Raw genomic sequence first — 26986 nt, forward strand, 5'->3', positions numbered from 1 at the left:
GAAGGGCTCACGCGCCGAGGCGGGCCAGCAGCCAGCTGCGAATGTCGCCGAGCTGCGGACGGCAGATCTCGTGGCGCATCGGGTACTCGTGCCACTCGGGGGCGAGCCCGGCAGCTTCAAGCCGGTTCTTGGCATCCCAACCGAGCGACAGGCTCACCACATCGTCGTAGATGCCGTGCATGTAGCAGATGGGCAGGGTGCGAGCAGCCTCGCTCATCTCGCCGAGCAGCTTGTCGGGGGCAGCCAGATAGGTGGACATGCAGAGCAGGCCCGCCAGCGTTGCCTGATAGCGCAGCGCGGTGAAGGAGGCAATCACTCCGCCCTGAGAGAAACCTGCCAGCACGATGCGCTCGGGGGCAAACCCGTCGGCCACCAGCTGATCGAGCAATGTGGCAATTTGGTCGGCTGATTCCCGCACATGGGATTCCACGGCTCGCTCGTCGGGATCCTCGAAGCTCCTGATGTCGTACCAGCCCCGCATCTTGTAGCCCATATTGATGGTGATGGGGCGCTCCGGCGCATCCGGCAGCAGGTGACGCACCGGTAGCTCGGCGGGCAGGTCCAGCGCGTCCACCAGCGGGGCGAGACCGGCACCGGAATCACCCAGCCCGTGCAGCCAGATCACCGCGTGGCGGGCGCCCTGCGGGTGCAGGTCGATCATGGGAACACCACCTCTTCGCCAGCCTGGGCGGTGCAGGATTTACTCAGCAGCGCCTTGAGCTCGTGGCCGAAACGGTTGTCGATCCAGGTGTCACCCTGCAGTTCGAAGTGGAAGCCGTTCTCGCGGGTGGCGACCCAAATCTGGTGCAGTGGTTCCTGCTTGTTGATGATGACCTTGGTCTTGTTCTCGAAAGAGAGGGTCAATACGCCGCCGTTGCGTTCGCAGTCGATATCCGGATACCCCTCGTCGAGGGTGTCTTCCACATATTGGAAAAAGGCGTCGGTCAGGGCGTGATACTCGTGATCCTTCATCGGTTTATCCTGTTGCTTTTAACAATGTGAGTGCGATTATAGAGGGCCAAAAATTTTTTCGCAGCGAACCATTATGATCACCCAGTTCACCAAGTGTCTGCTTGCCACTCTTCTGTCCCTCGGGTTGGCCGCGTGCGGTCTGAAGGGGCCGCTCTATATGCCGCCCCCCGAGCCGCCACAGAGCCAGAGTACACCGCAAGCAGCACCGCCTGCGACCTCCGAGGCTGCCACCGAGGCCACGCCGCACTAATGCCGCACCCATTCTAGGAAGGAACCGCCCCCTTGGATCACTTTAACTACGACGCCGACGGCCAGCTTCAGGCCGAGCAAACCTCGCTGCAACAGCTCGCCGAGCAGTACGGTACCCCGCTTTACGTCTACTCCCGGGCGACTCTCGAGCGCCACTGGCACGCCTTCGACAAGGCCGCTGGCGACATTCCCCATCTGATCTGCTATGCAGTGAAGGCCAACTCTAACCTGGCGCTGCTCAACCTGCTGGCCCGTCTGGGCTCGGGGTTTGACATCGTCTCCGGTGGCGAGCTGTCGCGGGTGTTGGCAGCGGGTGGCGATCCGGCCAAGGTGGTCTTCTCCGGGGTGGCCAAGAGTGAAGCGGAGATGCGCCTTGCGCTGGATAAAGAGATCCTCTGCTTCAATCTGGAGTCGGAAGCCGAGCTGGAGCGCCTCAATCGGGTGGCGGGCAGCATGGGCAAGAAAGCTCGCGTCTCGGTGCGGGTCAATCCGGATATCGATGCCGGTACCCACCCCTATATCTCCACCGGCCTCAAGCAGAACAAGTTCGGCATTCCCATCGAGCTGGCACCTGCCATCTATCGCAAGGCGGCCGCGATGGCGAACATCGAGATCGTCGGGGTGGATTGCCATATCGGCTCGCAACTCACTGAATTGAATCCCTTTATGGAAGCAGCTGACAAGTTGCTGCGGCTGATCGACGGTCTGGCTGCAGAAGGCATTCATATCCATCATCTGGACGTGGGGGGCGGCCTTGGGGTCAACTACGGTTCCGAGCAGCCACCCCATCCGACCGAGTATGCCGAAGCGCTGAAGCAGAAGCTGGCGGGCCGGGATCTGACCCTGCTGTTCGAGCCGGGCCGCGCCATCGTCGCCAATGCCGGCGTGCTGCTGACTCGGGTCGAGTACCTGAAGCCGGGCGAAACCCGCAACTTCGCGCTGATCGATGCCGGCATGAACGACATGCTGCGCCCCTCGCTCTACGGCGCCTGGATGAACATCATCGAGGTGGATAGCCGCGCCGGTCATGCTCCCGCGATCTATGACGTGGTGGGCCCGGTGTGCGAGACCGGCGACTTCCTTGGCAAGGAGCGCACCCTGGCCATTGCCGAGGGTTCCCTGCTGGCAGTGCGTTCGGCCGGTGCCTACGGCTTTACCATGTCATCCAACTACAACACCCGTCCGCGGGCAGCCGAAGTGCTGGTGGATGGTGCCGAAGCACACCTGATCCGCGAGCGTGAGCAGTTGGCCGATCTCTGGCGCGGTGAGCACCTGCTGCCCTGATGGCGCAGGCTGGGACAATGATTTCATAACGGTTGACGGTGAGTTTTTACAGCCCTAACAGCACAGGAATGCACGATGTGGATAGATTGTTCCATGATGCATGGGGCTTTGGACAACGACTTCATGGCGCTTGACGACTCTTGGTTCGGTGAATTTTTACAGCCCTAACAGCACAGGAATGCACGATGTTGATAGATTTTTCCAAGATGCATGGCTTGGGCAACGACTTCATGGTGGTGGATGGCGTCACCCAGAAGGTATTTTTCAGCAATGACGTCATCAAGAAGCTGGCAGATCGCCACTTCGGGATCGGCTTTGACCAGCTGCTGCTGGTGGAGCCGCCCTATGACCCTGAACTCGACTTTCACTATCGCATTTTCAATGCCGATGGCAGCGAAGTGGAGCAGTGTGGCAACGGCGCCCGCTGTTTTGCCCGTTTCGTGCGTCTCAAGGGGCTGATCAACCGGGATCGCATCGCGGTCAGTACCGCCCGGGGTCGCATCGTGTTGCAGCTGGAGGGGGAGAATCAGGTCACGGTCAACATGGGAGTGCCCCAGTTCGAGCCGGGCAAGATCCCGTTTCGGGCCCAGAAGGCAGAGAAGACCTATCTGCTGCGGGCGCAGGAACATACCGTGATGTGCGGTGCCGTCTCCATGGGCAACCCCCACTGCGTCATCGAGGTACCGTCGGTGGCCGATGCGCCGGTGGCGACACTGGGGCCCATCATGGAGCGTCACGAGCGTTTTCCCGAGCGGGTCAACGTCGGCTTCATGGAGATGGTCAACGCCACCGAGATCAAGCTGCGGGTGTTCGAGCGTGGGGTGGGGGAGACACTCGCCTGCGGTACCGGCGCCTGTGCGGCGGCGGTGATTGGCATCAGTCAGGGCAAGCTCAAGGAGCGGGTCACCGTCAGTCTGCCGGGCGGCAAGCTGACCATCGCCTGGAAGGGGCCGGGCCAGCCGGTCTATATGACAGGCCCCGCCGAGCATGTGTTTGACGGCCAGATAGAGGTTTAGCCGATAAAGGTTCAGGTGCGGGGGGCGTTGGCCCCCTTTGCCCATGATGTCGGGGCAGCGAGCCCCATTTCTCTGATGGATCAACCAATTTATGAGCGAACTCAAACGGCAGGAGCAATCGGTGGATGAAGCCACTGTGCTGGAGTACCTGGCCCGTTATCCCGAGTTTTTCCAACGCCATGCCGCCGTGCTGGATCGGATCCGCATTCCCCATGAACGCAAAGGGTCGGTCTCGCTGGTCGAGCGCCAGCTGGAGCGTCAGCGCGAGCGGATCGAACAGCTGGAGCAGGAGATCACCGAATTGATGGGGATCGCCAGCGAGAACGAGCGGATCTTCCGGGTCTATGCCGATCTCTACGGCGAGCTGTACGGTTGCCAGACCCTGTTCGAGGTGAGTGCCGTGATGGGCAAGGCCTTTGTACAGCGGCTGCGCCTGACCGGGTTGCGGCTCTGGCTCAATCCCAAGAAGTTTGCCCTGAGCGGGCCCGAGCAGCGCTTTCTGGCACAGGGCAAGCAGCTCGAATCCCTGCTGGGTCAGCGTCTGCCGGGGCAGGATTACTACTTTGGCCGCCTGAGCCAGAGCGAGAAGCAGGCGCTGTTTGGCCACGATGTGCTGGTCAACTCGGTGGCCCTGATGCGGCTCGGCGATCTCGGTGTGCTGGCCTTCGCCAGCTCGGATCCCGGCCACTTTACTCCCCACAACGACACCCTGCTGCTGGGCCAACTGGGGCGCCTGCTGCAACTGCGTCTGCCCGAGTTGACTCATGGCTAGAACACCCGCCAAGGGGCCTGCCAAAGCACCCGTCGTCGCACCGCCATTGCCCGCGGCACTGGCGGAAGAGCTGGCGGCCTTTATCGAATACCTGAGGGTCGAGCGTCAGCTCAGCCCTCATACCCGCAATAACTATCAAGCCCATCTGGAGGCGATGACCGCCGAGCTGGTAACGCTGGGTCTGGCTGACTGGGGTCGGCTCGAGGCGAGTCAGGTGCGCACTCTGGTGACCCGGATGCACAAGGCGGGCCTTGCTCCTCGTTCCCTTTCCACCAAGGTTTCTGCCCTGCGCAGCTTTTGCGACTGGCAGGTGCGGCAGGGTCGGCTGACCGCCAATCCGGCTCGCGGCATCGTCACCCCCAAACAGGGGCGGCCGCTGCCGAAAAACCTCGATGTGGACGAGATGCACCAGCTGCTCAACATTACCGATGAACAGGATCCGCTGGCGGTGCGGGATCGCGCCATCATGGAGCTGATGTACTCCTCAGGGCTGCGTCTGGCCGAGCTGGTGGGGATCAATCTGGTGGATCTTAAGCTCGACGACCGCCAGCTCAAGGTGACCGGCAAGGGCTCGCGGGAGCGGGTGCTGCCCATCGGCCGGATGGCGGTCGAGTGGCTGCAGAAGTGGCTCAAGGTGCGCCCGCTGCTGGCCGGGGACGAGAGCGAGGCGCTGTTTGTCTCCAGCCGCAAGCAGCGGCTGTCGGCCCGCTCGGTGCAAGCCCGCCTCGATGGCTGGGGCAACAAGCAGGCGCTCAACGCCCATGTCCATCCCCACAAACTGCGCCACAGCTTTGCCACCCATATGCTGGAGTCCTCCGGCGATCTGCGGGCGGTGCAGGAACTGCTGGGGCATGCCGATCTCTCCACCACCCAGATCTATACCCACCTCGACTTCCAGCATCTGGCCAAGGTCTACGACAGTGCCCACCCCAGGGCCAAGCGTGACCCGGATGCGCGGGACGATGAATAACGGGCCCTGAGCCCGCGATGCAGAGGAGAGTCCATGCACTTCTATCGCCGCTGGCAGCCGATTGCTGCCATCTCGTTTGACCTCGATGACACCCTCTATGACAACGGCCCCGCCATCGTGCGCGCCGAGCAGTGGATGCTGAGCCATCTGCGCAGCGAATATCTGGCTACCGCCATGCTCGACAAGCCACGCTGGCTGGAGTTAAAACGCGCCGTGTTGATGGCACGGCCCGAGCTGCGCCACGATGTCAGCCTGGCGCGCCAGCAGACCATCCGTACCGCCATGGTTGAGGGGGGGATGGCCGACCAGCAGGCCAGCCGCGAGGCGGAGCAGGTGTTTGCTGCGTTTCTGGCAGAGCGCTCGAAGATCGAGGTGAGCGAGTCCACTCATCAGCTGCTGGCCAGACTAGCCGAACGCTACCCGCTGGTGGTGATCACCAACGGCAATCTGGATCTGGTTCAGGCTGGGCTGGATCGCTACTTCACACTTGTCTGCAAGGCGGGGGCGGGCGCCAGAATGAAACCGGCGCCGGATATGTTTGAGCAGACCCGCAGTGCCCTCAAGCTGCCAGCAGAGCGGATCCTCCATGTGGGGGATCATCCCGAGACCGATGTGCTGGGGGCTCGTTTGCACGGCTTTCGCGCCGCCTGGCTCAACGAGCGGCAGCAACCGTGGCAACAGCTGCAACTGTTGCCGGACGTGGAGCTGACGGCACTGGAGGAGCTGGCCGAGCTGCTGCTCTGATGGCGCTGGCGGGTGGCCCGGCTCAGGCGGTAATGGCTGTCATCGAATCGCGATATATGGCAAGGGGTTACGCCGCTATTTGCGACAAACCAAGCCGAGCAGGGTGTAGCGATCGCGCTGGTTGACGCGGCAGTAGCTGATGCCGACGGGCAGCGCCTGCTGCAGGGTGATGGCGCTGTCCTGATAGCGGCAGACCAGATAGAGCGGGCGCAGACTGCCATCGAGCTGGCTCCAGTAGTGGATCTCGTCGCTGTCGCCATTATCCGGTTTGAGCTGGACCCGCTCATCGGGATTTCCGTCAAACAGGGAGAGACGATCCAGCCGATGGGTGAGGCGCTCGCCAGGTTTGCCGTTGTCGTTGCGGGTCACGGCCTGCCAGCCCTGCTGCGGGGTCAGCAGCTGCTGGCGAGCCTCGATGGTGGCAGGACAATCAAATTGCAGGCTGGCGGCAAGGGCCAGGGTTGTCAGTAACATGGCTGCTGTTCTCTCTTCACGTCCTCAACAAGATGCCATGCTACGTCATCTGCCGCCGAACAGCTTCATCAGTTTATCAAGCAGATCAAGCTGTTGTGGTGGCCGTTTCATTGACTCCGCCTCTCGTTCCAGCAGCGCCCGCTGCTCCTGCTGGCGGTCGCTCAGCACCCGGTAGAGGGGCTCGACCAGTGACTCGCGTTGGGCAACCAGCTCCTGGAACATGCTCTGATTGATGCGATAGGTTTCGACGGTGGCCACCGCCCGCACGGTGAAGGTACTGGGTTCGCCGGTGAGCAGGCTCAGTTCCCCGAAGAAGTCACCTGCGCCGAGAGTGCCGAGTTTCAACTCTTTCCCTTCCAGATTAATCAGCATCTCGGCTTCCCCTTTGACCAGTACGAATAGCCAGTTGGAGACCTCTCCCTGCTCAAGCATGATGTCGCCGCTGACGAAGGGGGCGAACTTCACCTGATCGGCCAGCTGGAGCAGCTCGTTCTCCTGCAACATGGCAAACAGCGGCAGCTTGCGCAGGGTATCGGTTCGTTCGGCGGTGTGGCGCTTGTGGCGGGCATCCAGATGCTGCTTCTCCTTGGCCATAAAGACGTTGAAGATCGGCGGGGTGAGGCGGCGATCGTTGCGGCGCAGGGCGGCATCGATCAGGCTGCGCACCATGGAGTCGGTCGGATCGTCGCGAGCCAGATCGGTCAGCCAGTAGCGCACCGCATAGCGGGCGATGCCCCCTTCGACGTTCATCAGCAGGCAGTCCGGTTGGGGATGCTTGGCGACGCAGGGGAGCTTGGTCTCCCGTAGGGATTTCTCGATCAGCGCGATGATCTGGGTCGGCAGGGTATCCAGGGTCAGATCGAACCAGACCCAGCGCCGCCACTGCAAGGGTTCGCCACGGCGGCGCCCGAGCACGGTGAAGCGCTGTTTGAGCAGGTGGCTGTTGGGGATGACGACTGTCTCCCAGTTGCGGGTCTCGATGGTGGTGGCACGCCAGTTGATCTCCACCACCCGGCCCTGGGTGGTGTCGACTTGCAGCCAGTCACCGATGGCGATGGAGTTGTCGAGCTGAATGGAGACCCCGGCCAGCAGGTTGCCCAGGGTGTCCTGCATGGCGAAGGCGATGACCGCAGTGATCACCGCCGAGGTGGTGACTATCTCTCCGAGCGCCATGCCGGAGGCGTAGAGGCGAAACAGACCCCAGCCGATATAGCCGATGGTGATGACGATATCGGCGATGATCCGCGGGATCCGCACATGGCAGAGGGGGAGCAGAAACTCGAACAGCAGGATCCCCCATATCTTGACCAGTATCAGGCCGGCCAGCAGGGTGGAGATCTCGATCAGCAATTGATGGGGCAGAGGTAGTTTGAACCAGCCCCCTTCCAACTGGATCAGCAGGATCACGACAGTGCTTATCATCACGAAGCTGAGCTCGGAGAGCAGCTCTCGTCGTTGCCCGGGGCGGCGCCAGAAGTGAAGCAGCATCAGAGAGAGGGTGAGCAGGGTCCAGAACGGGTGTTCGCGGATCCATATCAGTGTGGGTAGCGCAGTGAGGTTGTCGCTGAACATGGCGGCCCCTTGTGATGGTTTTATTTCCAGCATAGCCGTTCCGGCACGGGGAAATGGTGCGTTGGGGCTGCAATTTATTTATCCTGTGCAGAACCGGGCAAAGGAGTGCGATTAAGTGAAATTTTCAAAGAAAATCATCTGTTTGATGGTTATGTTGCCATTGGCGGGCTGCGATCTGCTGGTCGACAAGTACCGGGTCGAATTCCGGGATGGGTCCTGGCGCGAGATCGTCATCACCCCCTTCTCCAGTGAGGCGCACTGGCGCGAGGGGTGTGCCACCGGTGAGGTGCTGAGCGATATGAAGGTACCCATCAAACGGGGTGACAAGATCAATGGCCGGGAGCAGTTGCTGATCGGAGGCGAGAAGTTCGAACTGGATGACAACAACCTCTACCGCAGCAACGGCATGGTGTTTGGTCACTCGCCTGACCATATCCAGCGTGGACTGAAGGGGATGGATATCTGCCGTACCCTGCGCCCCGAGCGGGGCGGATTACCCAAACTCAAGGCGCGAGGATTTGGTGAATAAGCGTTAATGGCTATCTCTCTGACGGCGTCGGCAGGCGTCACCAAAGGCCTGGAAGATCTTGATGGAGTGAGGATTTTCGCTGGCTTTCCACTCCGGGTGCCACTGTACTGCCAGCAGGAAAGGGGAGAGGGTCGGGGCATGGATGGCCTCGACCAGCCCATCTTCGGCATGTGCCAGCGGCTCCAGGCCAGCACCAAGACGGTTTAGCCCCTGTCCATGCAGGGAGTTGACCGGTATCTGTTCAGCCCCCATCAGTTCGGCAAACCAGCTGCCTGGCAGCAGCTCAATCTGATGGCTTGGCCCATACTGTTCGTCGACCGGGTCGTCGGCATCTTCCCGATGATCGTCATAACCCGGTTCGGTGTAGACCTTCTGGTGGATATCGCCGCCCAGTGCCACGTTGATCTCCTGCATGCCGCGACAGATCCCGAGGATCGGCAAGCCACGGGCGAGCGCTCTCTTGATGAGGGGCAGATCGAACAGGTCGCGATCCCTGTCCTGCTGTTTCTCCGGGGTGAGGTTCTCCTGCCCGTAAAGCGCCGGATCGATGTTGGAGCCGGCGCCGCTCAGATAGATGCCGTCAGCCAGATCCAGATATTGCTCCAGATCGGCGGTGCCGCAGCAGGTGGGTACCAGCAGCGGGACGCAGCCACTGATCTCGACCAGCGGCATGATGTATTTGTGGGTCATTACCTGATAGGCGTGGCCGTTGCGGGGCTGGGCCCCCATGGTCATCAGCACGACGGGTTTACGGTTGGTGACGAGTATGGAATTTGGCATAGAACACCCTGATTATCCCTGGCGTTGAAGTCTCATCCTGCACCTTGGGCAGACCCTTGCACATCGGCTGGGCAAGGGCATGCCTCAAGGTATGGTCATGGGATCCCGCGTCTTACCGGGTGGCAGAATCGAATCGTCGGTCAGCCTCGGCAGCGACAGCCTGGATCCTCTCCCCAGTCTGCCAAGGCTGTTCAATATGTCAAACAAAATGATGCAAGATTGTTAATGCCATAGTTTTGAATGGTTCTTTAGTGCCGATTTTACTGGGAAAAACGGATAGGGATGTATGCCAAGAACACCAGAGTGGTGGATATATTAAACGCACAGGGAGGGGGTAGGGGAAAAGGCATCAAGATAAACACGCCTCCCCGAGGGGAGGCGTGTTTCGGGGATCACAGCAGGTCTTCGATCTCGCCGCGCAGATACTGGTACATCTCGCGGTAGGCGACCGGCGGCTTGTTCAGCTCCCGCTCCTTGTTGGCGGAGCGGATCAGCTGGCGCAGCTTCTGGCGATCCAGTTCGTGGAACTGGGACATCAGCTCGTTGAGGGCGCTGTCACCTTCGGTGATCAGGCGCTCGCGCCACTGCTCCAGGCGATGCAGGCGCGCATTCACGGTGGAGTGACGGTTCTTGATGATGGAGAGCGCTTCGGCAATCGGCTCGATATCGCGGCTGCGCATCAGGCGGCCGATGAACTGCAGATGGCGACGGAAGGACTCATCCTTCTTCGGCTTGAGTTTGCGACCCAGCTCGACAGCTTCTGCAAGCTCTTCATCCAACGGGATTTTTTCCAGCTCGCTGTGGCTGAGGGAGACGATCTCTTCCCCCATTTTCTGCAATGCTTCGGCATCGCGCTTGAGCTGGCTCTTGCTGGGGCCCCAGTCTTCGAACTCGTTGTCGTCTTGATATTGACTCATCGGTCTCTTGATTCCTGTCATTCACGTTTGGCGGATATGTTACCAGCTTCTCCCGCTGGGCGCAGGGGTCTGATATGCTTACCCCCCTTTCCTTCTTTCATACAGATGTGAGTTATGGATCAGCAAGACCAAATCCGCCAGGATCAAGCCCATCTCGAGGCCGTGGTTGCCGAAGCCCTGGAGATAGCCAAAGGACTGGGCGCCTCGCTGGCCGAAGTCTCCATCAGCAAGCAGACCGGGTTGTCGGTGAACACCCGGGGTTGTGAACTGGAAAGCATTGAATTCAATAAGGATGGCGCCCTCGGCATCGCCGTCTATCGCGATGGTTGCAAGGGATCTTCCTCGACCACCGATCTGAGCAAACCCGCCATTCGTGCCGCCGTTGAAGCGGCCATCGAGATTGCCCGCCACACCTCGGCGGATGATTGCGCCGGTCTGGCGGACGCCGAGCTGCTGGCCTGGGATGCCCCCGACCTGCAACTGTGTCACCAAATCGAGCTGGATCCCCAGCGCGGCATCGATCTGGCCATCGAGTGCGAACGACTCGCTCTGGGTCGCGATGTCCGTATCAAGCACTCCGACGGTGCCGGTTTCTCCAGCCATCTTGGCATCAAGGTCTATGGTAACAGCCACGGCTTCGTCAAAGGCTACGCGGCGTCGCGTAACTCCCTTAGCTGCGTGCTGATCGGCGAGCAGGATGGCGACATGCAGCGGGATTACGGCTACTCCTCCAGCCGTTCCCTCGACGGGCTCTGGAGCGCGCAGCGCATCGCCGACGAGGCGGTGGAGCGTACCGTCTCCCGTCTCGGCGCCCGCAAGATTTCTACCCGCCATGCCCCTGTGCTGTTCCACCCCGATACTGCCTCCGGCCTGTGGGGCCATCTGGTGATGGCCATCAGCGGTGGCAACCTCTATCGCAAGTCGAGCTTCCTGCTCGACAAATTGGGCAAGCAGATCCTGCCAGAGTGGCTCACCATTCAGGAGTTCCCCCACCTGCTGGGGGGGCTCGCCAGTACCCCGTTCGATGGCGAAGGGGTGCGTACCCGCGACATGGATATCATCCGTAACGGCGAGCTGATGAGCTGGCTGCTTACCTCCTACTCTGCGCGCAAGCTGGGGCTGACCACTACGGGTCATGCCGGTGGCATCCACAACTGGCAGGTCTCCAATACCGGCCAGGATTTTCAGGGCATGCTGAAAGAGATAGGTACCGGTCTGCTGGTGACCGAGCTGATGGGGCAGGGGGTCAATATCGTCAATGGCGACTACTCCCGCGGCGCTGCCGGTTTCTGGGTCGAGAATGGCGAAATAGCCTATCCGGTCGAGGAGATCACCATCGCCGGCAATCTGACCGAGATGTTCAGTCATATCGTGGCGGTGGGTAGTGACGAGGATGAGCGCTCCAGTCTCAAGACCGGCTCGGTGCTGGTAGAGAATATGAAGCTGGCGGGTCACTGATCGCCGCTGCAGCGAGATCGATATCCATAAAAAGAGGGCCGCAATCGCGGCCCTCTGTCTTATTTGCCTGGCGGATTAACCGGCCTTGACGCTGCGGCGACGCTGCAGCCAGACGATCACCCCGAACAGCAGGAAGCCCGGGATCCACATCCACTCCTTGCGCCAGCGATCGGTGGGCGCCTTGACGGTGAGGATCTCCTGATCGAACTCCAGCCCCATGGTGGCGGCCGGGCTGCCAAAGGCGACGTTGTCGATCAGCGTCTTGCCATCCTGCTCATAGAGGCTCAGCCCCAGATTGGCCAGCCGCTCCTCGCCATTTGCCCCATCCGGTACGGCGACCAGCAGGGTGAACTTGCGTGGCTTGCCCACTGCATCTTCACCGAGGATCCGCAGCCGCAGGGTGCTCTCTGCTTCCACTTCACCCATGGTTTGGGCCAGCTGTGCAGGCGGGGTCTCGCGATAGGGGTCGTGCACCATGTCCATCCAGAAACCCGGGCGGAACAGGGTAAAGGCGACCAGCAACAGCAGCACGCTCTCGTACCAGCGGCTCTTCACCAGGAACCACCCCTGAGTGGCGGCGGCGAAGATCAGCATGGCGATGGTCGCCACGATGAAGATCAGCACGCCGTGGGCGAAGTCCACGTCGATCAGCAGCAGATCGGTGTTGAAGATAAACAGGAACGGCAGCGCTGCGGTACGCAGGCTGTAGTAGAAGGCGGTGATCCCGGTCTTGATGGGATCGCCCTTGGAGACAGCGGCTGCCGCGAAGGAGGCCAGCCCCACCGGTGGCGTCACATCCGCCATGATGCCGAAGTAGAATACGAACAGGTGCACCGCGATCAGCGGCACGATCAGCCCGTTTTGCTGCCCCAGCGTCACCACCACCGGTGCCAGCAGGCTGGAGACGACGATGTAGTTGGCAGTGGTCGGCAGCCCCATGCCGAGGATCAGGCTCAACAGGGCGGTGAGCAGCAGCATCAGCAGCAGGTTGCCCATGGAGAGGAACTCCACCAGATCAGCCAGCACCAGACCAACCCCGGTCTGGGAGACCGCACCCACGATAATCCCCGCTGTGGCGGTGGCAATGCCGATACCGATCATGTTGCGGGCACCGGCAACCAGCCCTTCCCGCAGATCCACCACGCCGTCAGCGACGGTGCCGTAGTCGTGCTTGCCGTCCTTGCGCAGCCAGTTGAGCAGCGGGCGCTGGGTCAACAGGATGATCACCAGCATCACGGTACCCCAGAAGGCCGACAGTCCCGGCGAGAGGCGCTCCACCATCAGGCACCATACCAGTACCACCACCGGCAGCAGGAAGTGCAGGCCGGAGAGCAGCACGGCGCGGGTGTTGGGCAACTCGGTGAGCGGCTTGTCGGGATCTTCGGCAGGCAGCGGTTCATTGCTGGCGGCGATCTTCAACAGAGCCACATAGGTGGCAGCCAGCAGTACCGAGATCCCCGGCAGTGCGTAGTCACCCAGTGCAGGCTTGAGCCAGCCGAGGCCATAGTAGACCGCCAGTGACAGGCCGCTGATGAGGGCCGCGCCAAAGGCAAAGCCGGTCAGGCGGCGCAGCCAGGGCTTGGGTTGATGGTTGCCGATGGGCTGCATGCCCAGTTTCAGCGCCTCCAGATGGACGATGTAGAGCAGCGCTATATAGGAGATGGCGGCAGGCAGGAAGGCGTGCTTGATGATCTCCACATAGGGGATACCCACGTATTCGACCATCAGGAAAGCCGCAGCCCCCATCACTGGTGGCATGATCTGACCGTTGACCGAGGAGGCCACTTCGACCGCCCCCGCTTTCTCTGAACTGAAGCCCACCTTCTTCATCATCGGGATGGTGAAGGTGCCGGTGGTCACCACGTTGGCAATCGACGAGCCGGAAATCAGACCGGTCAGGCCGGAGGCGACCACTGCTGCCTTGGCCGGGCCGCCGCGCAGGTGACCGAGCAGGCTGAAGGCGAGCTGGATAAAGTAGTGACCGGCACCGGCACGCTCCAGCAGGGCGCCAAACAGCACGAACAGGAACACGAAGCTGGTGGAGACGCCAAGGGCGATGCCGAACACCCCTTCGGTGGTGATCCACTGGTGGTTGGCCAGCGCGGTGAAACCTACCCCGCGATGTGCCAGCAGTCCCGGCATCCAGGGGCCCGCCAGGCTGTAGATCAGAAAGACGATGGCGATGACCGCCAGTGCCGGCCCCAGGGCGCGGCGCGCCGCTTCCAGCAGCAGCGAAATGCCGATGCAGGCGGTCACCAGATCGGCGGTGGTGAGGGTGCCGGGGCGCAGCGCCAGCGCTTCATACATCACGAACAGGTAAGACGCGGCGCCAGCGGCGATCAGACCGAGGGCGATATCACCGAGGGGAACTCGATCCCGCGGCGAGGAGCGAAACGCCGGGAACACTAGAAAAGCGAGCAACAGGGCAAAGGTGAGGTGAATGGAGCGGGTTTCGGTGTCATTGAGTACGCCAAACCCCACCATGAAGGGGAGTGGCGAGGCGATCCAGAGCTGGAACAGGGACCAGGCCAGCGCCAGAGCTGTGATGAGCCAGCCCATGATGCCCAGCGGCAGGCGAGCGCCCACATCCTGGGCGATCAGTTCCTCGGTAGAGAGTTGTTTATCTTGCATAGGGTTAACTTGTGCCAACGAGTACAACAAGAGCGACACCCGCCCCCGCAATCAGGCGGCAGACGGGTGTCGAAGAGAGTGACAAAGGCCCCGGGGCCTTCAATCAGAGCCAGCCGCGCTCTTTGTAGTAGCGGGCAGCCCCTTCATGCAGCGGTGCAGAGAGACCCACCTTGATCATGTCGGCCTCTTTCAGGTCGGCAAAGGCAGGGTGCAGGCGCTTGAAGCGATCCAGGTTGTCGAACACCGACTTGACCAGCTGATAGACCACTTCCGGATCGGTTTTGGCGCTGGTGGAGAGCACCGCTTTGCCACCGATGGAGGGGGTCGGCTTGTCGCTGCCCTTGTAGATGCCGCCCGGGATCTCGGCCTTGCTGTAGTAGCTCTTCTCAGCCAGCAGCTTGTCGATGTCGGCGCCAGTCACAGGTACCAGAACTGCATCTGTGGTGGTGGAGGCTTCCTGAATGGCGCCGTTCGGGTGACCCACGAAGTAGCTCATGGCATCGATGTTGTTGTCACCGAGGGCGGAGGCTTGTTCGGCCGGTTTCAGCTCGGAGACCAGACCGAAGTCACCCTTCTTCCAGCCTTTGACCGCCATGATCTCTTCCATGGTGTCACGCTGGCCGGAGCCCGGGTTGCCGATGTTGACGCGCTTGCCCTTCAGATCGTCGAAGCTGGCGATCTTGGCATCGCGGCGAGCCAGGATGGTGAACACCTCGCTCTGCAGGGAGAAGACGGCGCGCATATCGTCCATGGCCCCTTCGGCCTGGAACGGCGGCAGCCCCTTCATCGCCTTGAACTGGTGGTCGGATTGCATGATGCCGAAGTTGAATTCACCGCTGCGGATGCCGTTGACGTTGGCAACACCGCCGCCACTGGCCGGGGCGTTGCACTTGATCTGGTGATCGGCGGCGCCGCGATTGAGGAAGCGGCAGATGGACTGGCCAGCGACATAGTAGACGCCGGTCTGACCGCCGGTGCCTATAGTCACGAAGCGCTCCTGCGCTTGTACCGGACCACCGAATGAGACACCGACCAGAGCCGCCGACAGGGCGCATGCCAAAGTTAATCCTTTCATTTTTTCTCCCTTTTCTTTGATTTTGTTTATCCGATCCCCGGATAAATTGATGGCAATCCCGTTCTGCGCCGGGCTTGCCCGCTCTTCTCGTTGCGCGAAAGCGGGGGTGTTGATTACCCCCTTTCCGGCAGTCACCCCATCCTGTGGTGAGGCTACCGACCTCCTGTCGGTCGAAGATAAATTGGCCCCTGAGGGGCCAAATAAAAAGTTGCAAGCACTCCGATTAAGCACATTCACCCAACATAAATCAAACGAAATGGCAAAATCACGGAGTTTAATCTTGAGAAACATGACCTTGATCATTCATTTTCTTGCCGAAGATTAATTTGATATGAAGGGAAATGGAAGAGGGAAAAACTACGAGAGGATTCTTATGCGGCCCTTGCGTGACAAGGGCCGGAGTCATGAGAGATCAGTTGGCCGGGGTGGCCAGATCCAGGATAAAGGCGTATTCCAGCGCGATATCCTCGTAGGCTTTGAAGCGGCCCGACTTGCCGCCGTGGCCGGCGTCCATGTCGGTGTTCAGTAACAACTTGTTATCATCTGTTTTCAGCTCGCGCAGCTTGGCGACCCACTTGGCGGGCTCCCAATACTGCACTTGCGAGTCGTGCAGCCCGGTGGTGACCAGCAGGTTGGGGTAGGCTTGCGCCTTGACCTGATCGTAGGGGCTGTAGCTCTTCATGTAGTCGTAGTAGCGCTTCTGGTTCGGGTTGCCCCACTCGTCATACTCCCCGGTGGTGAGGGGGATCGACTCGTCAAGCATGGTGGTGACCACATCGACGAACGGCACCTGTGCCACCACGCCGCGATAGAGTTCGGGTGCCTGATTGATGACGGCCCCCATCAGCAGGCCGCCGGCGCTGCCGCCCATGGCGTAGACCTGATCCCTGGCACCGTAGCCTTGCTCAACCAGCGCCTTGGTGACATCAATGAAGTCATTGAAGGTGTTTTGCTTTTTCAGCAACTTGCCATCTTCGTACCAGTGACGGCCCAGCTCTTCACCACCCCGGATATGGGCGATGGCGTAGACGAAGCCTCTGTCCAGCAGGCTCAGGCGCGAGCTGCTGAAGTCGGGATCCATGCTGGCGCCGTAGGAGCCATAGCCATAGACCAGCAGCGGATTCTTGGGTGCATCTGCCTGCTCTTTCTTGAACTTGTCCTTGCGATAGACCAGCGACACCGGCACCGATACACCGTCGCGGGCGGTCACCCAGAGTCGCTCGCTGGCGTACTGATCGGCCTTGAAGCCGGCCACCGGCTGCTGCTTGAGCAGGGTGCGCTCGCCGCTCGCCATATCCAGCTCATAGGTGGAGGCGGGGGTGGTCATGGAGGAGTAGCCATAGCGCAGGGCGCTGGTATCCGGCTCCGGGTTATAGGCGAGCCAGGTGACATAGGCGGGATCGTCGAAGGCGATCTCCTTCTCGTCACCGCTCTGCCAGTTGATCTGGCGCAGTCGGGTCAGCCCTTTGCTGCGCTCTTCCAGTACCAGCCAATCCTTGAACAGGGCGTAGCTCTCCAGCAGCACGTCCGGATTGGGGGCGATCACCGCCTTCCAGCGATCGACCGGGCTCTCCTTGGTCTCGTAGAGGCCGAAGTTCTTGCCATCCTTGTTGGAGCGCACATAGAAGCGGCCGCGGTAGTGATCCAGGCTGTATTCGTGATCCACCTGACGGGGCAGGAACAGGCGGGGGGCGTGCTCCGGCTGGTTGGCATCGATCAGCCGCGCTTCGCCTGTGGTGGTGCTGGAGAGGGCGATGACGATGAAATCTTCCGAGGTGGTGGCGTAGAGGCTGATGTAGAAGGAGTCATCCTTCTCCTCGTAGACCAGCTTGTCCGTGGCCGGATCCGTCCCGAGCGTATGGCGATAGACCTGATAGGGCAGCAGGGTCTGCGGGTGCTTGCGCACATAGAAGACGGTCTTGTTGTCGTTGGCCCACACCAGATTGCCGGAGGTATTTTCCAGTTTGTCGGTGGCCCACTGGCCGCTCTCCAGATCGAGGAACTGTATCTGGTACTGACGGCGGGAGAGGAAATCTTCCGCCACCGCCAGCCAGCGGTTGTTGCGGCTCACCTCAAGGGCGCCGAGGGCATAGAACTCGTGCCCTTCAGCCCGCAGGTTGCTGTCGAGCAGCAGGCTCGCCTGCTCTTCACCGAGCTTGGTGCGCGAATAGATCCCGTACTCCTTGCCCGGCTCATAGCGGGTCTGGTAGCGGTAGCCGTTCTTCACATAGGGTACCGACTCATCCTGCTGGGGGATGCGGGCGACCATCTCTTTGTAAAGCTGCTCGCGCAGGGGTTGGGTTGGCTTGAGCATGGCCTCGGTATAGGCGTTCTCGGCCTTGAGATAGTCCAACACCTCGGGCTTCTGCCGCTCGTCGTCACGCAGCCAGTAGTAGTTGTCGATGCGGGTATCCCCGTGTTTTTTCAGAGTGCGGGGATGTTTGGCGGCCACGGGCGGCTGGATTGGATGTTCGCTTGTCAGCATGGCGGGCTCTTCATTGGCATAAGTGGGGGGGAGAACTGTCAGAAAGGCTAGCAGCAGAACTCCTCGGGAAAAGGTAAACATGTCGCATCCTTGGCGCTGGAAAGGGTTGGTAGACCTGAGCATCGGCTCCATGAATTGGCGTTAAATCTGCCCCTTGTTGCCGGTGGTTGCAAGCAATCCCTTGTTATTGCAGGAAATGTAATCAAAAAAAGCCGCTATCTCGCGATAGCGGCCCCCTTTCTGGCCATGAGCGGCAAGAGTCCGCTCAGGTGTGCCTCACATGATATGGGAGTGCCCTCTCATGGCCAGTTTTCGTCAGCCGGGGTAGCTCGACCAGCGGTTGGTCGCGCCCTCGTTGCTGATACTCAGTACCTCATAGGGATGGCCCGGAATATCCATGCCCGGCGCACTCTGGGGCATGCCCGGAATGGTCAGGCCACGGATCGCCGGTTTTTCCCTGAGCAGCTTCTGCACATCGGCGGCCGGTACATGCCCCTCGATCACATAGCCATTTACGATACCGGTATGGCAAGAGGCCAGTTCAGGCGCGATACCGTATTGCTGCTTCACTGCGCCGAGCTGTTCGGTTTCGATGACCTCCAGTTTGAAGCCATTCTGCTCCATGTGCTCGTTCCAGCTTTGGCAGCAGCCACAATATTTGGATTTGTAGACGGTCATCTTCTCGGCCGCGAGGGCCGAAAAGCTGACGGTACTGGCCAGCATGGCCAGTAACAGGGGTTTGTACATCACTCACCTCAGATTGAAAGAAAAGATGCCCGATACGGGATGCGTTTCAGATCTGGGGGCGTGGGGGACGTTCGAGCCGCTCGCACGGGGCGTCCGGCATAAAGAGAGAGGGGGAGGCGAAGTCGGGGGTATCCGGTTCCAGCACAGCGACCGTCAGGCTGTCGCTGCCTACCAGCGTCATCGAGAGGGCGGTGGTAAAGCTGCCGCAGGGCATCGCTTTTTCCAGGGTACGCTCGCTCTGGCTGCAGTGGGTGGTCAGGGTACAGAGGTCGGTTGCGGCCCGGCTGCCAAACGACATCAACACCAGCACCAGACTCCACAAGGGGAGCCAGCGACGGGCGTGAGCGAGTTGGCGACGGGTGAGAACCATGGAATGACTCGGAAAAAACAAGGGGCACATGGTAACCCTGTGCCCCGGGGGAGGGTCAAGCCCTCCCCATGGTGTCAGTCAGCCAGGATTAAGGTTGCTGACGGGTCGCCGCCAGCACGATCTCGCGCACGCAGACGTTGGCAGGCTGGTTCCAGGCGTAGAGCACGGCATCGGCGATTACTTCCGGCGCAATGACGCCACCCATCTGATCTTTCCAGTCGTGGTAACCGGCCTTGATGCTCTCGTCAGTGGTGTGGCTGAGCAGCTCGGTCTCGACCGCACCCGGGGCAATGGTCACCATACGCACGCCGACATCGGCCACCTCTTCCCGGATGTTCTCGGTCAGGGCGTGCACGGCGAACTTGGTGGCGCAGTAGGCAGCATGGTTCGGGAAGGTCTTGCGACCGGCGATGGAGCTGATGTTGATGATTGTGCCGCTGCGGCGCTCCTTCATGCCTGCCAGCACAGCGTGGACGCCGTTCAGTACCCCCATCACGTTGATGTTGAGCATCTGCTGCCATTCGGCGGGATCCTGCACATCGGCCTGACCCAGCAGCATGACACCGGCGTTGTTGACCATGCAGCCGACCGGGCCAAATTTGGCTTCTGCCTGCTGGACGGCGGCCTTCATGGCAGCGGTGTCGGTCACATCGACCCCGATGCAGAGGGTATCGGGCAGGTTCAGCGTCTGCATCGGCTCGACCCGGCGGGCCAGCAGCAGCAGCGGATGACCGGCGGCAGAGAAGGCACGGGCGATGGCGGCACCGATCCCGGCGGAGGCACCGGTGATCACGACGAGAGATTTGGACATGGGTCTTTCCTTCTGATTCAAGAGTCGGTTTGAGCAAACAGGTGGCTGGCCAGCACGGAACCCAATCACTATAGTCACTGTATCTATAAGTGATAAATATTGTTTTCCGCTGGTTATCATCTGAAAAAACTATGGTTGGTTTATGCTGGACTTGAGATTGCTGCGTTTCTTCATCGCCATCTATGAAGAGAAGAACATCACGGCGGCGGCCGAGCGCTGCCACGTCAGCCAGCCCTCTCTCTCGGCGGGGCTGCGCCAGCTGGAAGAGGCGCTCGGTGACAGCCTGTTTGTCCGGGGCAAGAAGGGGGTGGTGGCGAAAGATCCGGCCCACTATCTCTATCCCCATGCGGTCAAGCTGGTGGAGGAGGCGCGCCGTCTGCCGGAGCTGTTTCGCCAGAAAGCGACGCGTGCGAGGCTCAATATCGCCATCATGCCGGACTTGAGTCGCCGTCGGGTGGCCGGGCTGTTGCAGCAAGTGCAGGGCGTGCTGCCGCAGCTGGATCTCACCCTCTCCGACTACACTACGCCCGCCGACTGCCGCTTGACGCTGGATGCCTTGCGCCGAGAGGACGAGATCTTTCTGCCGCTGTGGGAGGAGGATTATGTGCTCTGCGTGCCGGTCGATCATCCCCTGGCCAGACGCGAAAGGATCGAGCTGGCCGAGCTGCAACATTATGATTTTATTGAGTGCCCGCCCTGCGAAGCCCATCAGCAGACTATCGGCCTGCTGGCCTGTGACCGCCTTACCCTCAATCTGATGGCCAAGGCCGAGAGCAAGGGGCTGGTGATGGCGCTGGTGCTGGCGGGGGTCGGCATCAGTTTTCTGCCGGACGGGCTGGTCGAGGATGAGGCGGGGCTCTGTACCCTGCCGGTGAGCGGGCCGCGGATGTTTCGCCGGATTGGGCTCTGCTATCCCGCCCACCAGACCCTCAATCCGGCGCTGCGGGAGCTGATCCCCGAGTTGGCAGGCTATGGCGCTTCCTGATAAGGTCGCTCTCCTGTGCACCTTTACGATGCAGCTCCCCAGACTCCCCTTTTCTGTTTACCTCGCCTTGCACCGCAAGGCTTTGTTCGGGTGATGTGGTCATGAAACGCATTCTGGTTATTTTTTCCCATCCCGCTTTGCAGAGCTCGCGGGCCAACAAGCAGCTGTTGCAGGCGATTGAGGGGCTGGAGGGGGTCACGGTTCACGACCTCTATCAGCACTATCCCGACATGTTTATCGATGTGAAGCGGGAGCAGGAGCTGCTCTGTGAGCACGACATCATCGTCTTCCAGCACCCGTTTTACTGGTACTCCTGCCCGGCCATCATGAAAGAGTGGATGGATCTGGTGCTGGAGTATGGCTATGCCTACGGCCCCGAAGCCCACGCCCTCAAGGGCAAGCAGTGGCTGAGCGCCATCACCACTGGCGGGGCGCCGGAGTCCTACTGCAGCGAGGGGTACAACAGCCGACCGCTGCTCGATTTTCTGCTGCCATTTCAGCAGGCGGCCACCTTGTGCGGCATGAACTGGCTGCCCCCTTTCGTGCTGCACTCCTTTCACAAGATCAAGGATCCCGCCGCCCTGCGCCGCTGCGGGCAGGACTACCGCCAGCTGCTTTGCGCCCTGCGTGACGATCAGCTGACCCCGGAGCAACTGGCCGGGCGCCCTTATCTGCGCGACTTGCTGGAGGTGCTCTGATGAAACACGGGCAGCTTGTTGGCCGAGCTTATGAGCCGGATCTGATGTTCACACGGAGGGCTGACTGATGGGCCACGGGATCCTGTTTGATGCCTTTATCTACCTCTCCGCCGCCGTCATCGCGGTGCCGCTGGCCAAACGCTGGGGGCTGGGCTCGGTGCTCGGCTACCTGCTGGCGGGGATTATCATAGGCCCCTTTTTGCTGGGGCTGGTGGGTGAGCAGAAGGATGTGATGCACTTCGCCGAGTTTGGCGTGGTGCTGATGCTGTTTCTGGTCGGTCTTGAATTGCGTCCGGCCCTCTTGTGGCAGCTGAAGGGGCCGATCCTCGGCACCGGTGGCCTGCAGGTGCTGCTCACCACGGCGGTGCTGACCGGCGTGGCGCACCTGATCGGTCTGCCGCTGCAACAGGGGCTGGCCATCGGCCTCATTCTGGCGCTCTCCTCCACCGCCATCGTTCTGCAGAGCCTGCAGGAGCGCAAGCTGATGCAGAGCGAGAGCGGTCGCTCCGCCTTTGCGGTACTGCTGTTTCAGGATATTGCGGTCATTCCGATCCTGGCGCTGCTGCCGCTGCTGGCTATGGCGCCGGTCGCCAGCAATGGTGGCTCCGAGCTGGCGGGGTGGCAGCATGGTCTGCTGGTGGTGGCGGCTATCTCCGGCATCGTGCTGGGTGGCCACTATCTGATGCGGCCGGTGTTCCGAGCCATTGCCCAGTCCCATATGCGGGAGATCTTCGTCGCCGCCGCCCTGCTGCTGGTGATCGCCATCGCGGTGCTGATGGAATCGGTGGGGCTTTCGCCTGCACTTGGCTCCTTCCTCGCCGGTGTGGTGCTGGCCGACAGCGAATATCGCCATGAGCTGGAAGCGGACATAGAGCCGTTCAAGGGGCTGCTGCTCGGCCTCTTCTTTATGTCGGTGGGGGCGGGGATCGACTTCGGGCTGTTTGCCGAACACCCCTTCCTGATACCCACTCTGGTAGTTGGCCTGATGGTGCTCAAATGGCTGGTACTGATGGTGCTCGGCTTCATCATCCGCATCTCGCCGAGTCAACGCTGGACCTTCGCGCTGGCGCTTGCACAGGGCGGTGAGTTTGCCTTCGTGCTCTTCTCGTTTGCCGCGCAAAACAGGGTGCTGCCCGGTGAGACCATCTCGCTGCTGACGCTGGTGGTAGCGCTCTCGATGGCGCTCACCCCGCTGCTGCTGATCCTCAACGACCGGGTGATCCAGCCCTGGTTCGATTACCGTAACCAGAGCGATGCGCCGCAGCATGAGCAACCTGAGCTGGTGGAGCATCCGGTGATCATCGCAGGCTTCGGCCGCTTCGGTCAGATCGTGGGGCGTCTGCTACATGGTCACGGCATCGGTACCACCATCCTCGAGCAGGATGCCAGCCAGATAGAGACCCTGCGCAAGTACGGCTATCAGGTCTTCTATGGCGATGCCAGCCGGATCGATCTGCTTCATGCCGCCGGGGCGCACAAGGCGAAGCTGCTGGTGCTCTCCATCAACGATCCGGCCACCTCGCTGGCGGTGATCGAGATGGTGCAGAAGCACTTCCCGCACCTGAAGATCCTGGCGCGAGCGCTGGATCGACCCCATGCCCACGAGATCCTGCGCCACGGGGTCGAGAGCGTGCACCGGGAAACTCTGGGCTCTGCGGTCGATCTGGGGGTGGAAGCCCTGACCCAGCTTGGGTTTAGGGCCAACCAGGCCTGGCGGGCGGGGCAGACCTTCAAGCAGCACGATAACTGGCTGTTGCGCGAGCAGGTCAACTATCTGGACGACGAACACACTTATATCAACAAGAGCCTGCAATACCGGGAGATCCTCTCCGATCTGTTGCAAGACGACGAGGAGGGGCAGGAGCGTATCCATGCCCACAACTGGAACAGCGGGCTACCCGACGACGACAAGGAAGCAAAATGATTGCCTATTATCCCATGTTCAAACACCTGCATATGACGCTGGCGCTGGTCAGTCTGCTGCTCTTTATCTATCGCTGGAGTCTGGCGCTGGCCGGCAGCGATCGGTTGCAGCAGAAGTGGCTGAAGATCCTGCCCCATATCAACGACACCTTCCTGCTGCTGTTTGGCGTGCTGCTGGCGGTGACCTTGCAGCTGAGCCCCGGCCAGCAGCCCTGGCTGATGGCCAAGCTGATTGCACTGGTGCTCTATATCGGTCTGGGTGTCATGGCACTCAAGCGCCCGGCCCGCGGTCAGAAGCTGGTGGCCGGTGTGGCGGCGCTGGCGGTGTTTGGCTACATGGTCGGTGCGGCCATCACCAAGTCAGCCTGGTCGTGGCTGATGTGATTGAGCTTGGAGGGAGGATTGCCTCCCTCCGGCTATTTCAAAAGAACAGATTCAGAAAAATCCTATTCCCCTTGATGTTAGCCTGCCTCTCCACTTAGTTTTCTTCGTGATGGTTAGCTTGTCTTAAAGTGTTAAGTTTGCCGTGCTAAGTGATTTTTATATTATAAATCATGTACATGAGTTGCTTTGTATGAAAATGGCGACAGTTGTCGCCGCAAAACTTGCGACATAGACTGTCGCAAGTTGCGACTAGGATACGATCAACGCTAAACCAGTGAAGGCATGCACCATGAGTAAGAAGCTGTTACGACAACTGACCTTGGCGCGTTGCATCCCGCACCGCCCTTACAAGCTGACCGCCAGCCAACTTCAGGTAAAACTGGAAGAGGAAGGCATCCACGTCAGTCTGCGTACCGTGCAACGGGACCTGGAGGAGATGTCCGGCATGGGACTGTTCGACCTCACCTCGGACGAGCGCAGTAAACCCCATGGCTGGTGCTTCGAGCGCCACGGCCTCAATGACTTTGCCAACATCATGCCGCTCTCGCTGGCGGTGGCCTTGAAAACCTGGAGTGATCAGGCGAGCCAACTGTTGCCGGCGAGTGTACTGACCGAATTGAATCCGCTGGTCGACAAGGCGAGCCAGGTGATCCGCGACAGTCAGAGCGAACTGGCCGAACGCTGGCTGGAGAGTGTCCACCAGTCACCGCGCCCGTTTGCCGGCAACCCGGAGATCCGCCGCAGCACCCTGATCCGCGATGCGCTCTGGCGTGGTCGCAAGTTCAGTGCCGAGATCCAGCGCGTGATCAAAGAGCGCACCGTATGGCTCTGCTACGACCGTATCAACCCGCTTGGCATTCTTAATCAGCCGGACGGTCCGATCCTGCTCTGCACTCTGTCCGAGCTGGATCCCAAGGTCTACGGCATTCCGTTCGACCATATCAAGAACGTGGAGCTGACCAACTTCAGCGCCACCCAGCCGAAGGATTTCAATATCCAGAAGCTGATCCGCGATCAGGGCTATCAGGATGTGAGCGGCCCGATCCGCTTCGTCGGCCGGATCGATGCCAACAGCCAGTCCCTGGTGGATAACCAGATCCCCGGCAACAATCCGCGCATGACCCGCTATGACAAGCGCAGCGTGGTGGTGGAGACCGAAGTGCAGGACACCCCGGAGTTTCGCAGCTGGTTGAACAATATCAGCGGTGAACTGGAGGTGCTGGCGCCGGAATCGCTGCGCAAGGCCTATCTCAATCCGGCCAACCGCTTGAGCTGATTAAGAAATTGCATGTGAAGAGTCGAGCCTGGTCTCGGCTCTTTTTTTGCTTTTTTTTTAAGCATATTTATTCAACTAATTTTTAAGTCTTAACGACAGGATTGAACCGTTTTCCTGCCCCGTTTTTGGGGGCGAATCCCGTGTAAGAGATCTGCCATAGCCACTGTAAGAGGCTGGCGCTTTGAACCGTACGCGAAGCCATGCCAGAATGATCGAGCTTTCCTGTGAAACTAATTAACTTGCTGATATTGAAGGGTTAGTTTTTAAGTTTGTTTTTTGAAATGGGAGCGGCATCAGATCTTTATCATCGGATGGCCCTTGTTCGGGGTGCGCATTTCCTTACTATGGGTCTCACAAGGACGGAGCTGGTCCGGCAGGATGCAGGGCAGCGCATAAAGATGGAATAGTCCGCAGGATGTGGACAAGGGACACCTCAGGATGAGCTCGATAATCAGGATGATTATCGTCACGGATGAATAAAGGAACACCGCGGGATGCGGCAGGACACTCTCGGGATGAGAGCAGAACGAATGGAGCCTCGTTCTTCAGGATGAACAGGACCTCGCCGGATGCGAGAGGAATACTTCAGGATGAAGTGAGATAACCCGGATGGTTATCTGTCAGGAAGACGCAAGGAACCCCACAGGACGTGGTAATGGACACCTCCAGGATGGAGACAGAGAAGCAGTTCAGGATGAATTGCCAGGCCAGGAACGCCGCAGGACATGCCAACGGATTGGAAAGGGGATATTCCAAAGGATTAGGATAACGTCAGGGATTGCAGGGAGCATTGCAGTTCTACGGACAGGACGACACGACTCTAGGGGACGGCTACCGCCGTCCCCTTTTCTTTTATGGTTTGTCCGAGAGATTGCCGCGCTGGGCGGCGTTGACGATCTCTTGCAGGCGCTGACGAATGTCGACCATGCCAAACACGCCAAATATCAGCACAGTGACAAACTCGGTCTTGGTGACCTCGAAGTAGCGTTTGCAAGCTGCCTTGATCATGCTGGCCTGCAGCCAGTGCAGCAGGGCGACGATCACGCCACAGACCGGCAGAAAGCCGTTGAGTTTGCCGGGCAGCGGGGCAATCAGGCTCATCAGCACGCCAAACCAGAAGAACAATATCAGCCCCATCGCCAACAGATTAAAGACCCGCTTCATTGTTTACCTCCCGTAGATAGAGTTGATAACAGACCTGACCTGCCTGCTTGTCCTTGAGTAGTTGCCAGCTGGCAGGCAGCGCCAGATCGGCCATCTCCTTCTCCCGCTCCAGATAGATGAGGGCGTCCGCTGCCAGCCAGCCGCGCTGCTCCAGCAGTTCGCACACTTGCGGCAGCAGCTCGCGGCGAAACGGCGGATCGAGGAATACCAGATCAAACGGCGTGGCCGGGCCTTGCAGCCAGCTCACAGCGTCTGACTGGATCACCTGACCCTGACTGCTGCCGAGGGCGGTCAGGTTCTTCTTGATCTGGTCGGCGGCCCCTTTGTCCATCTCGATCAGGGTCACCTGCTCGGCATAGCGCGACAGCGCCTCCAGCCCGAGTCCGCCGCTACCGGCAAACAGATCCAGGCAGCGGGTGCCGCGAATGTGGGGGGCCAGCCAGTTGAAGATGGTCTCCTTGACGCGATCCGTGGTGGGTCTGAGCCCCTCCACATCCTTGACCGGCAATTTGCGGCCTCGCCACTGGCCGCTGATGATTCTTACAAAGCCCGATTTTCCTTGCGGGGCGGGACTCTTGCTCGGGTTGCTACGGCTGGATTTCACTCTGGGCATCGCGTTTCATCGTCAGAAAATAAAGTGGTAGTATAAGGCGGTTCATTTTTATGCCGACCCGCCAAGGGACGGCTATCTTAGCAGTCA

At 60.4% G+C, this 26986-nt stretch carries 28 protein-coding genes; 14 read left to right on the plus strand and 14 right to left on the minus strand.

Annotation, left to right across the window (positions count from 1 at the left end):
• Positions 1-7: 7 nt before the first annotated feature.
• Together G5367_RS09310 and cyaY are read right to left on the minus strand one after the other, a co-directional pair.
• Complete coding sequence (locus G5367_RS09310; RefSeq protein ID WP_216979651.1) at positions 8-661, minus strand: alpha/beta hydrolase; 654 nt, start codon at positions 659-661, stop codon at positions 8-10.
• Positions 658-972 (minus strand): iron donor protein CyaY, encoded by a 315-nt coding sequence (cyaY, locus tag G5367_RS09315; protein ID WP_216979650.1) that lies wholly within the window; start codon positions 970-972, stop codon positions 658-660. The genes G5367_RS09310 and cyaY overlap by 4 nt, the downstream gene beginning before the upstream one ends.
• A gap of 73 nt (positions 973-1045) precedes the next feature.
• On the opposite strand from cyaY, the gene lptM reads away from it, so the two are divergent.
• The 6 genes from lptM (at position 1046) to G5367_RS09345 (ending at position 6007) form a co-directional block, all read left to right on the plus strand.
• Positions 1046-1222, plus strand: coding sequence for an LPS translocon maturation chaperone LptM (lptM, locus tag G5367_RS09320; RefSeq protein WP_337073094.1), 177 nt, complete (start codon positions 1046-1048; stop codon positions 1220-1222).
• Positions 1223-1254: 32 nt separating this feature from the next.
• Positions 1255-2505 (plus strand): diaminopimelate decarboxylase, encoded by a 1251-nt coding sequence (gene lysA, locus G5367_RS09325; protein WP_088868282.1) that lies wholly within the window; start codon positions 1255-1257, stop codon positions 2503-2505.
• A gap of 185 nt (positions 2506-2690) precedes the next feature.
• Positions 2691-3521 (plus strand): diaminopimelate epimerase, encoded by an 831-nt coding sequence (gene dapF, locus G5367_RS09330; RefSeq protein WP_421244876.1) that lies wholly within the window; start codon positions 2691-2693, stop codon positions 3519-3521.
• Between the two features lie 91 nt (positions 3522-3612).
• Complete coding sequence (locus G5367_RS09335; protein WP_005336370.1) at positions 3613-4293, plus strand: DUF484 family protein; 681 nt, start codon at positions 3613-3615, stop codon at positions 4291-4293.
• Positions 4286-5263: a tyrosine recombinase XerC gene (gene xerC, locus G5367_RS09340; protein WP_421244875.1), complete on the plus strand. Its 978-nt coding sequence runs from the start codon at positions 4286-4288 to the stop codon at positions 5261-5263. The genes G5367_RS09335 and xerC overlap by 8 nt, the downstream gene beginning before the upstream one ends.
• Positions 5264-5296: 33 nt before the next feature.
• Complete coding sequence (locus tag G5367_RS09345) at positions 5297-6007, plus strand: HAD-IA family hydrolase (RefSeq protein WP_421244874.1); 711 nt, start codon at positions 5297-5299, stop codon at positions 6005-6007.
• Positions 6008-6082: 75 nt separating this feature from the next.
• Here G5367_RS09345 and G5367_RS09350 read toward each other — a convergent pair whose 3' ends face one another.
• Together G5367_RS09350 and G5367_RS09355 are read right to left on the minus strand one after the other, a co-directional pair.
• On the minus strand, positions 6083-6481 hold the full coding sequence (locus G5367_RS09350) for an STY0301 family protein (protein WP_421244873.1): 399 nt from the start codon (positions 6479-6481) through the stop codon (positions 6083-6085).
• A 45-nt stretch (positions 6482-6526) separates the two neighbouring features.
• A complete protein-coding gene (locus G5367_RS09355) occupies positions 6527-8053 on the minus strand; it encodes a cyclic nucleotide-binding domain-containing protein (protein ID WP_421244884.1) in 1527 nt (508 codons plus the stop codon).
• Positions 8054-8198: 145 nt separating this feature from the next.
• Here G5367_RS09355 and G5367_RS09360 point away from each other — a divergent pair, with 145 nt between their 5' ends.
• Positions 8199-8582: a hypothetical protein gene (locus G5367_RS09360; protein ID WP_041234382.1), complete on the plus strand. Its 384-nt coding sequence runs from the start codon at positions 8199-8201 to the stop codon at positions 8580-8582.
• Positions 8583-8585: 3 nt separating this feature from the next.
• Here G5367_RS09360 and G5367_RS09365 read toward each other — a convergent pair whose 3' ends face one another.
• Positions 8586-9362 (minus strand): gamma-glutamyl-gamma-aminobutyrate hydrolase family protein, encoded by a 777-nt coding sequence (locus G5367_RS09365; protein WP_421244872.1) that lies wholly within the window; start codon positions 9360-9362, stop codon positions 8586-8588.
• Positions 9363-9754: 392 nt separating this feature from the next.
• Positions 9755-10279 carry a ribosome biogenesis factor YjgA gene (yjgA, locus tag G5367_RS09370; protein ID WP_005336359.1) on the minus strand — a complete coding sequence of 175 codons (525 nt, stop codon included), beginning with the start codon at positions 10277-10279 and terminating at the stop codon, positions 9755-9757.
• A gap of 114 nt (positions 10280-10393) precedes the next feature.
• Between yjgA and pmbA the strand changes: the two genes are divergently transcribed.
• Complete coding sequence (gene pmbA, locus G5367_RS09375; protein ID WP_421244871.1) at positions 10394-11737, plus strand: metalloprotease PmbA; 1344 nt, start codon at positions 10394-10396, stop codon at positions 11735-11737.
• A gap of 75 nt (positions 11738-11812) precedes the next feature.
• Here pmbA and G5367_RS09380 read toward each other — a convergent pair whose 3' ends face one another.
• Positions 11813-14368, minus strand: coding sequence for a TRAP transporter permease (locus G5367_RS09380; protein ID WP_421244870.1), 2556 nt, complete (start codon positions 14366-14368; stop codon positions 11813-11815).
• A gap of 103 nt (positions 14369-14471) precedes the next feature.
• Positions 14472-15443, minus strand: coding sequence for a TAXI family TRAP transporter solute-binding subunit (locus tag G5367_RS09385; RefSeq protein ID WP_005339950.1), 972 nt, complete (start codon positions 15441-15443; stop codon positions 14472-14474).
• Positions 15444-15492: 49 nt separating this feature from the next.
• Here G5367_RS09385 and G5367_RS09390 point away from each other — a divergent pair, with 49 nt between their 5' ends.
• Positions 15493-15768, plus strand: coding sequence for a hypothetical protein (locus G5367_RS09390; RefSeq protein WP_421244869.1), 276 nt, complete (start codon positions 15493-15495; stop codon positions 15766-15768).
• 87 nt (positions 15769-15855) lie between these two features.
• Here the strand turns inward: G5367_RS09390 and G5367_RS09395 are convergent, their stop codons facing one another.
• The 4 genes from G5367_RS09395 to G5367_RS09410 form a co-directional block, all read right to left on the minus strand.
• Entirely contained in the window at positions 15856-18009 is a 2154-nt protein-coding gene (locus G5367_RS09395) for a S9 family peptidase (protein WP_421244868.1), read from the minus strand.
• A 234-nt stretch (positions 18010-18243) separates the two neighbouring features.
• On the minus strand, positions 18244-18675 hold the full coding sequence (locus G5367_RS09400) for a DUF411 domain-containing protein (protein WP_421244867.1): 432 nt from the start codon (positions 18673-18675) through the stop codon (positions 18244-18246).
• Positions 18676-18721: 46 nt separating this feature from the next.
• Positions 18722-19045 carry a hypothetical protein gene (locus tag G5367_RS09405; protein ID WP_021231559.1) on the minus strand — a complete coding sequence of 108 codons (324 nt, stop codon included), beginning with the start codon at positions 19043-19045 and terminating at the stop codon, positions 18722-18724.
• 88 nt (positions 19046-19133) lie between these two features.
• Positions 19134-19856: an SDR family oxidoreductase gene (locus G5367_RS09410; protein WP_047434616.1), complete on the minus strand. Its 723-nt coding sequence runs from the start codon at positions 19854-19856 to the stop codon at positions 19134-19136.
• A gap of 142 nt (positions 19857-19998) precedes the next feature.
• Between G5367_RS09410 and G5367_RS09415 the strand changes: the two genes are divergently transcribed.
• From G5367_RS09415 to G5367_RS09435, 5 genes are all read left to right on the plus strand, one after another.
• The gene (locus tag G5367_RS09415) at positions 19999-20841 is read left to right on the plus strand and encodes a LysR family transcriptional regulator (RefSeq protein WP_421244866.1); all 843 of its coding nucleotides are present in this window, start codon (positions 19999-20001) and stop codon (positions 20839-20841) included.
• A gap of 101 nt (positions 20842-20942) precedes the next feature.
• Positions 20943-21539, plus strand: a complete 597-nt coding sequence (locus G5367_RS09420) for an NAD(P)H-dependent oxidoreductase (RefSeq protein ID WP_421244865.1) — start codon at positions 20943-20945, stop codon at positions 21537-21539.
• A 67-nt stretch (positions 21540-21606) separates the two neighbouring features.
• Positions 21607-23463, plus strand: a complete 1857-nt coding sequence (locus G5367_RS09425) for a monovalent cation:proton antiporter-2 (CPA2) family protein (RefSeq protein WP_421244864.1) — start codon at positions 21607-21609, stop codon at positions 23461-23463.
• Entirely contained in the window at positions 23460-23846 is a 387-nt protein-coding gene (locus G5367_RS09430) for a SirB2 family protein (RefSeq protein ID WP_005342850.1), read from the plus strand. The genes G5367_RS09425 and G5367_RS09430 overlap by 4 nt, the downstream gene beginning before the upstream one ends.
• A 289-nt stretch (positions 23847-24135) precedes the next feature.
• On the plus strand, positions 24136-25122 hold the full coding sequence (locus G5367_RS09435) for a helix-turn-helix transcriptional regulator (protein WP_042057084.1): 987 nt from the start codon (positions 24136-24138) through the stop codon (positions 25120-25122).
• Between the two features lie 852 nt (positions 25123-25974).
• Here the strand turns inward: G5367_RS09435 and G5367_RS09440 are convergent.
• Together G5367_RS09440 and rsmD are read right to left on the minus strand one after the other, a co-directional pair.
• The gene (locus G5367_RS09440; RefSeq protein WP_043826220.1) at positions 25975-26286 is read right to left on the minus strand and encodes a DUF1145 domain-containing protein; all 312 of its coding nucleotides are present in this window, start codon (positions 26284-26286) and stop codon (positions 25975-25977) included.
• Positions 26270-26899 (minus strand): 16S rRNA (guanine(966)-N(2))-methyltransferase RsmD, encoded by a 630-nt coding sequence (gene rsmD / locus G5367_RS09445; protein WP_005348566.1) that lies wholly within the window; start codon positions 26897-26899, stop codon positions 26270-26272. Before rsmD ends, G5367_RS09440 begins: the two co-directional genes overlap by 17 nt.
• Positions 26900-26986 lie beyond the last annotated feature (87 nt).

The organism is Aeromonas sp. 604282 (assembly GCF_049170575.1).
GTDB classification, from domain to species: Bacteria; Pseudomonadota; Gammaproteobacteria; order Enterobacterales; family Aeromonadaceae; genus Aeromonas; species Aeromonas veronii_A.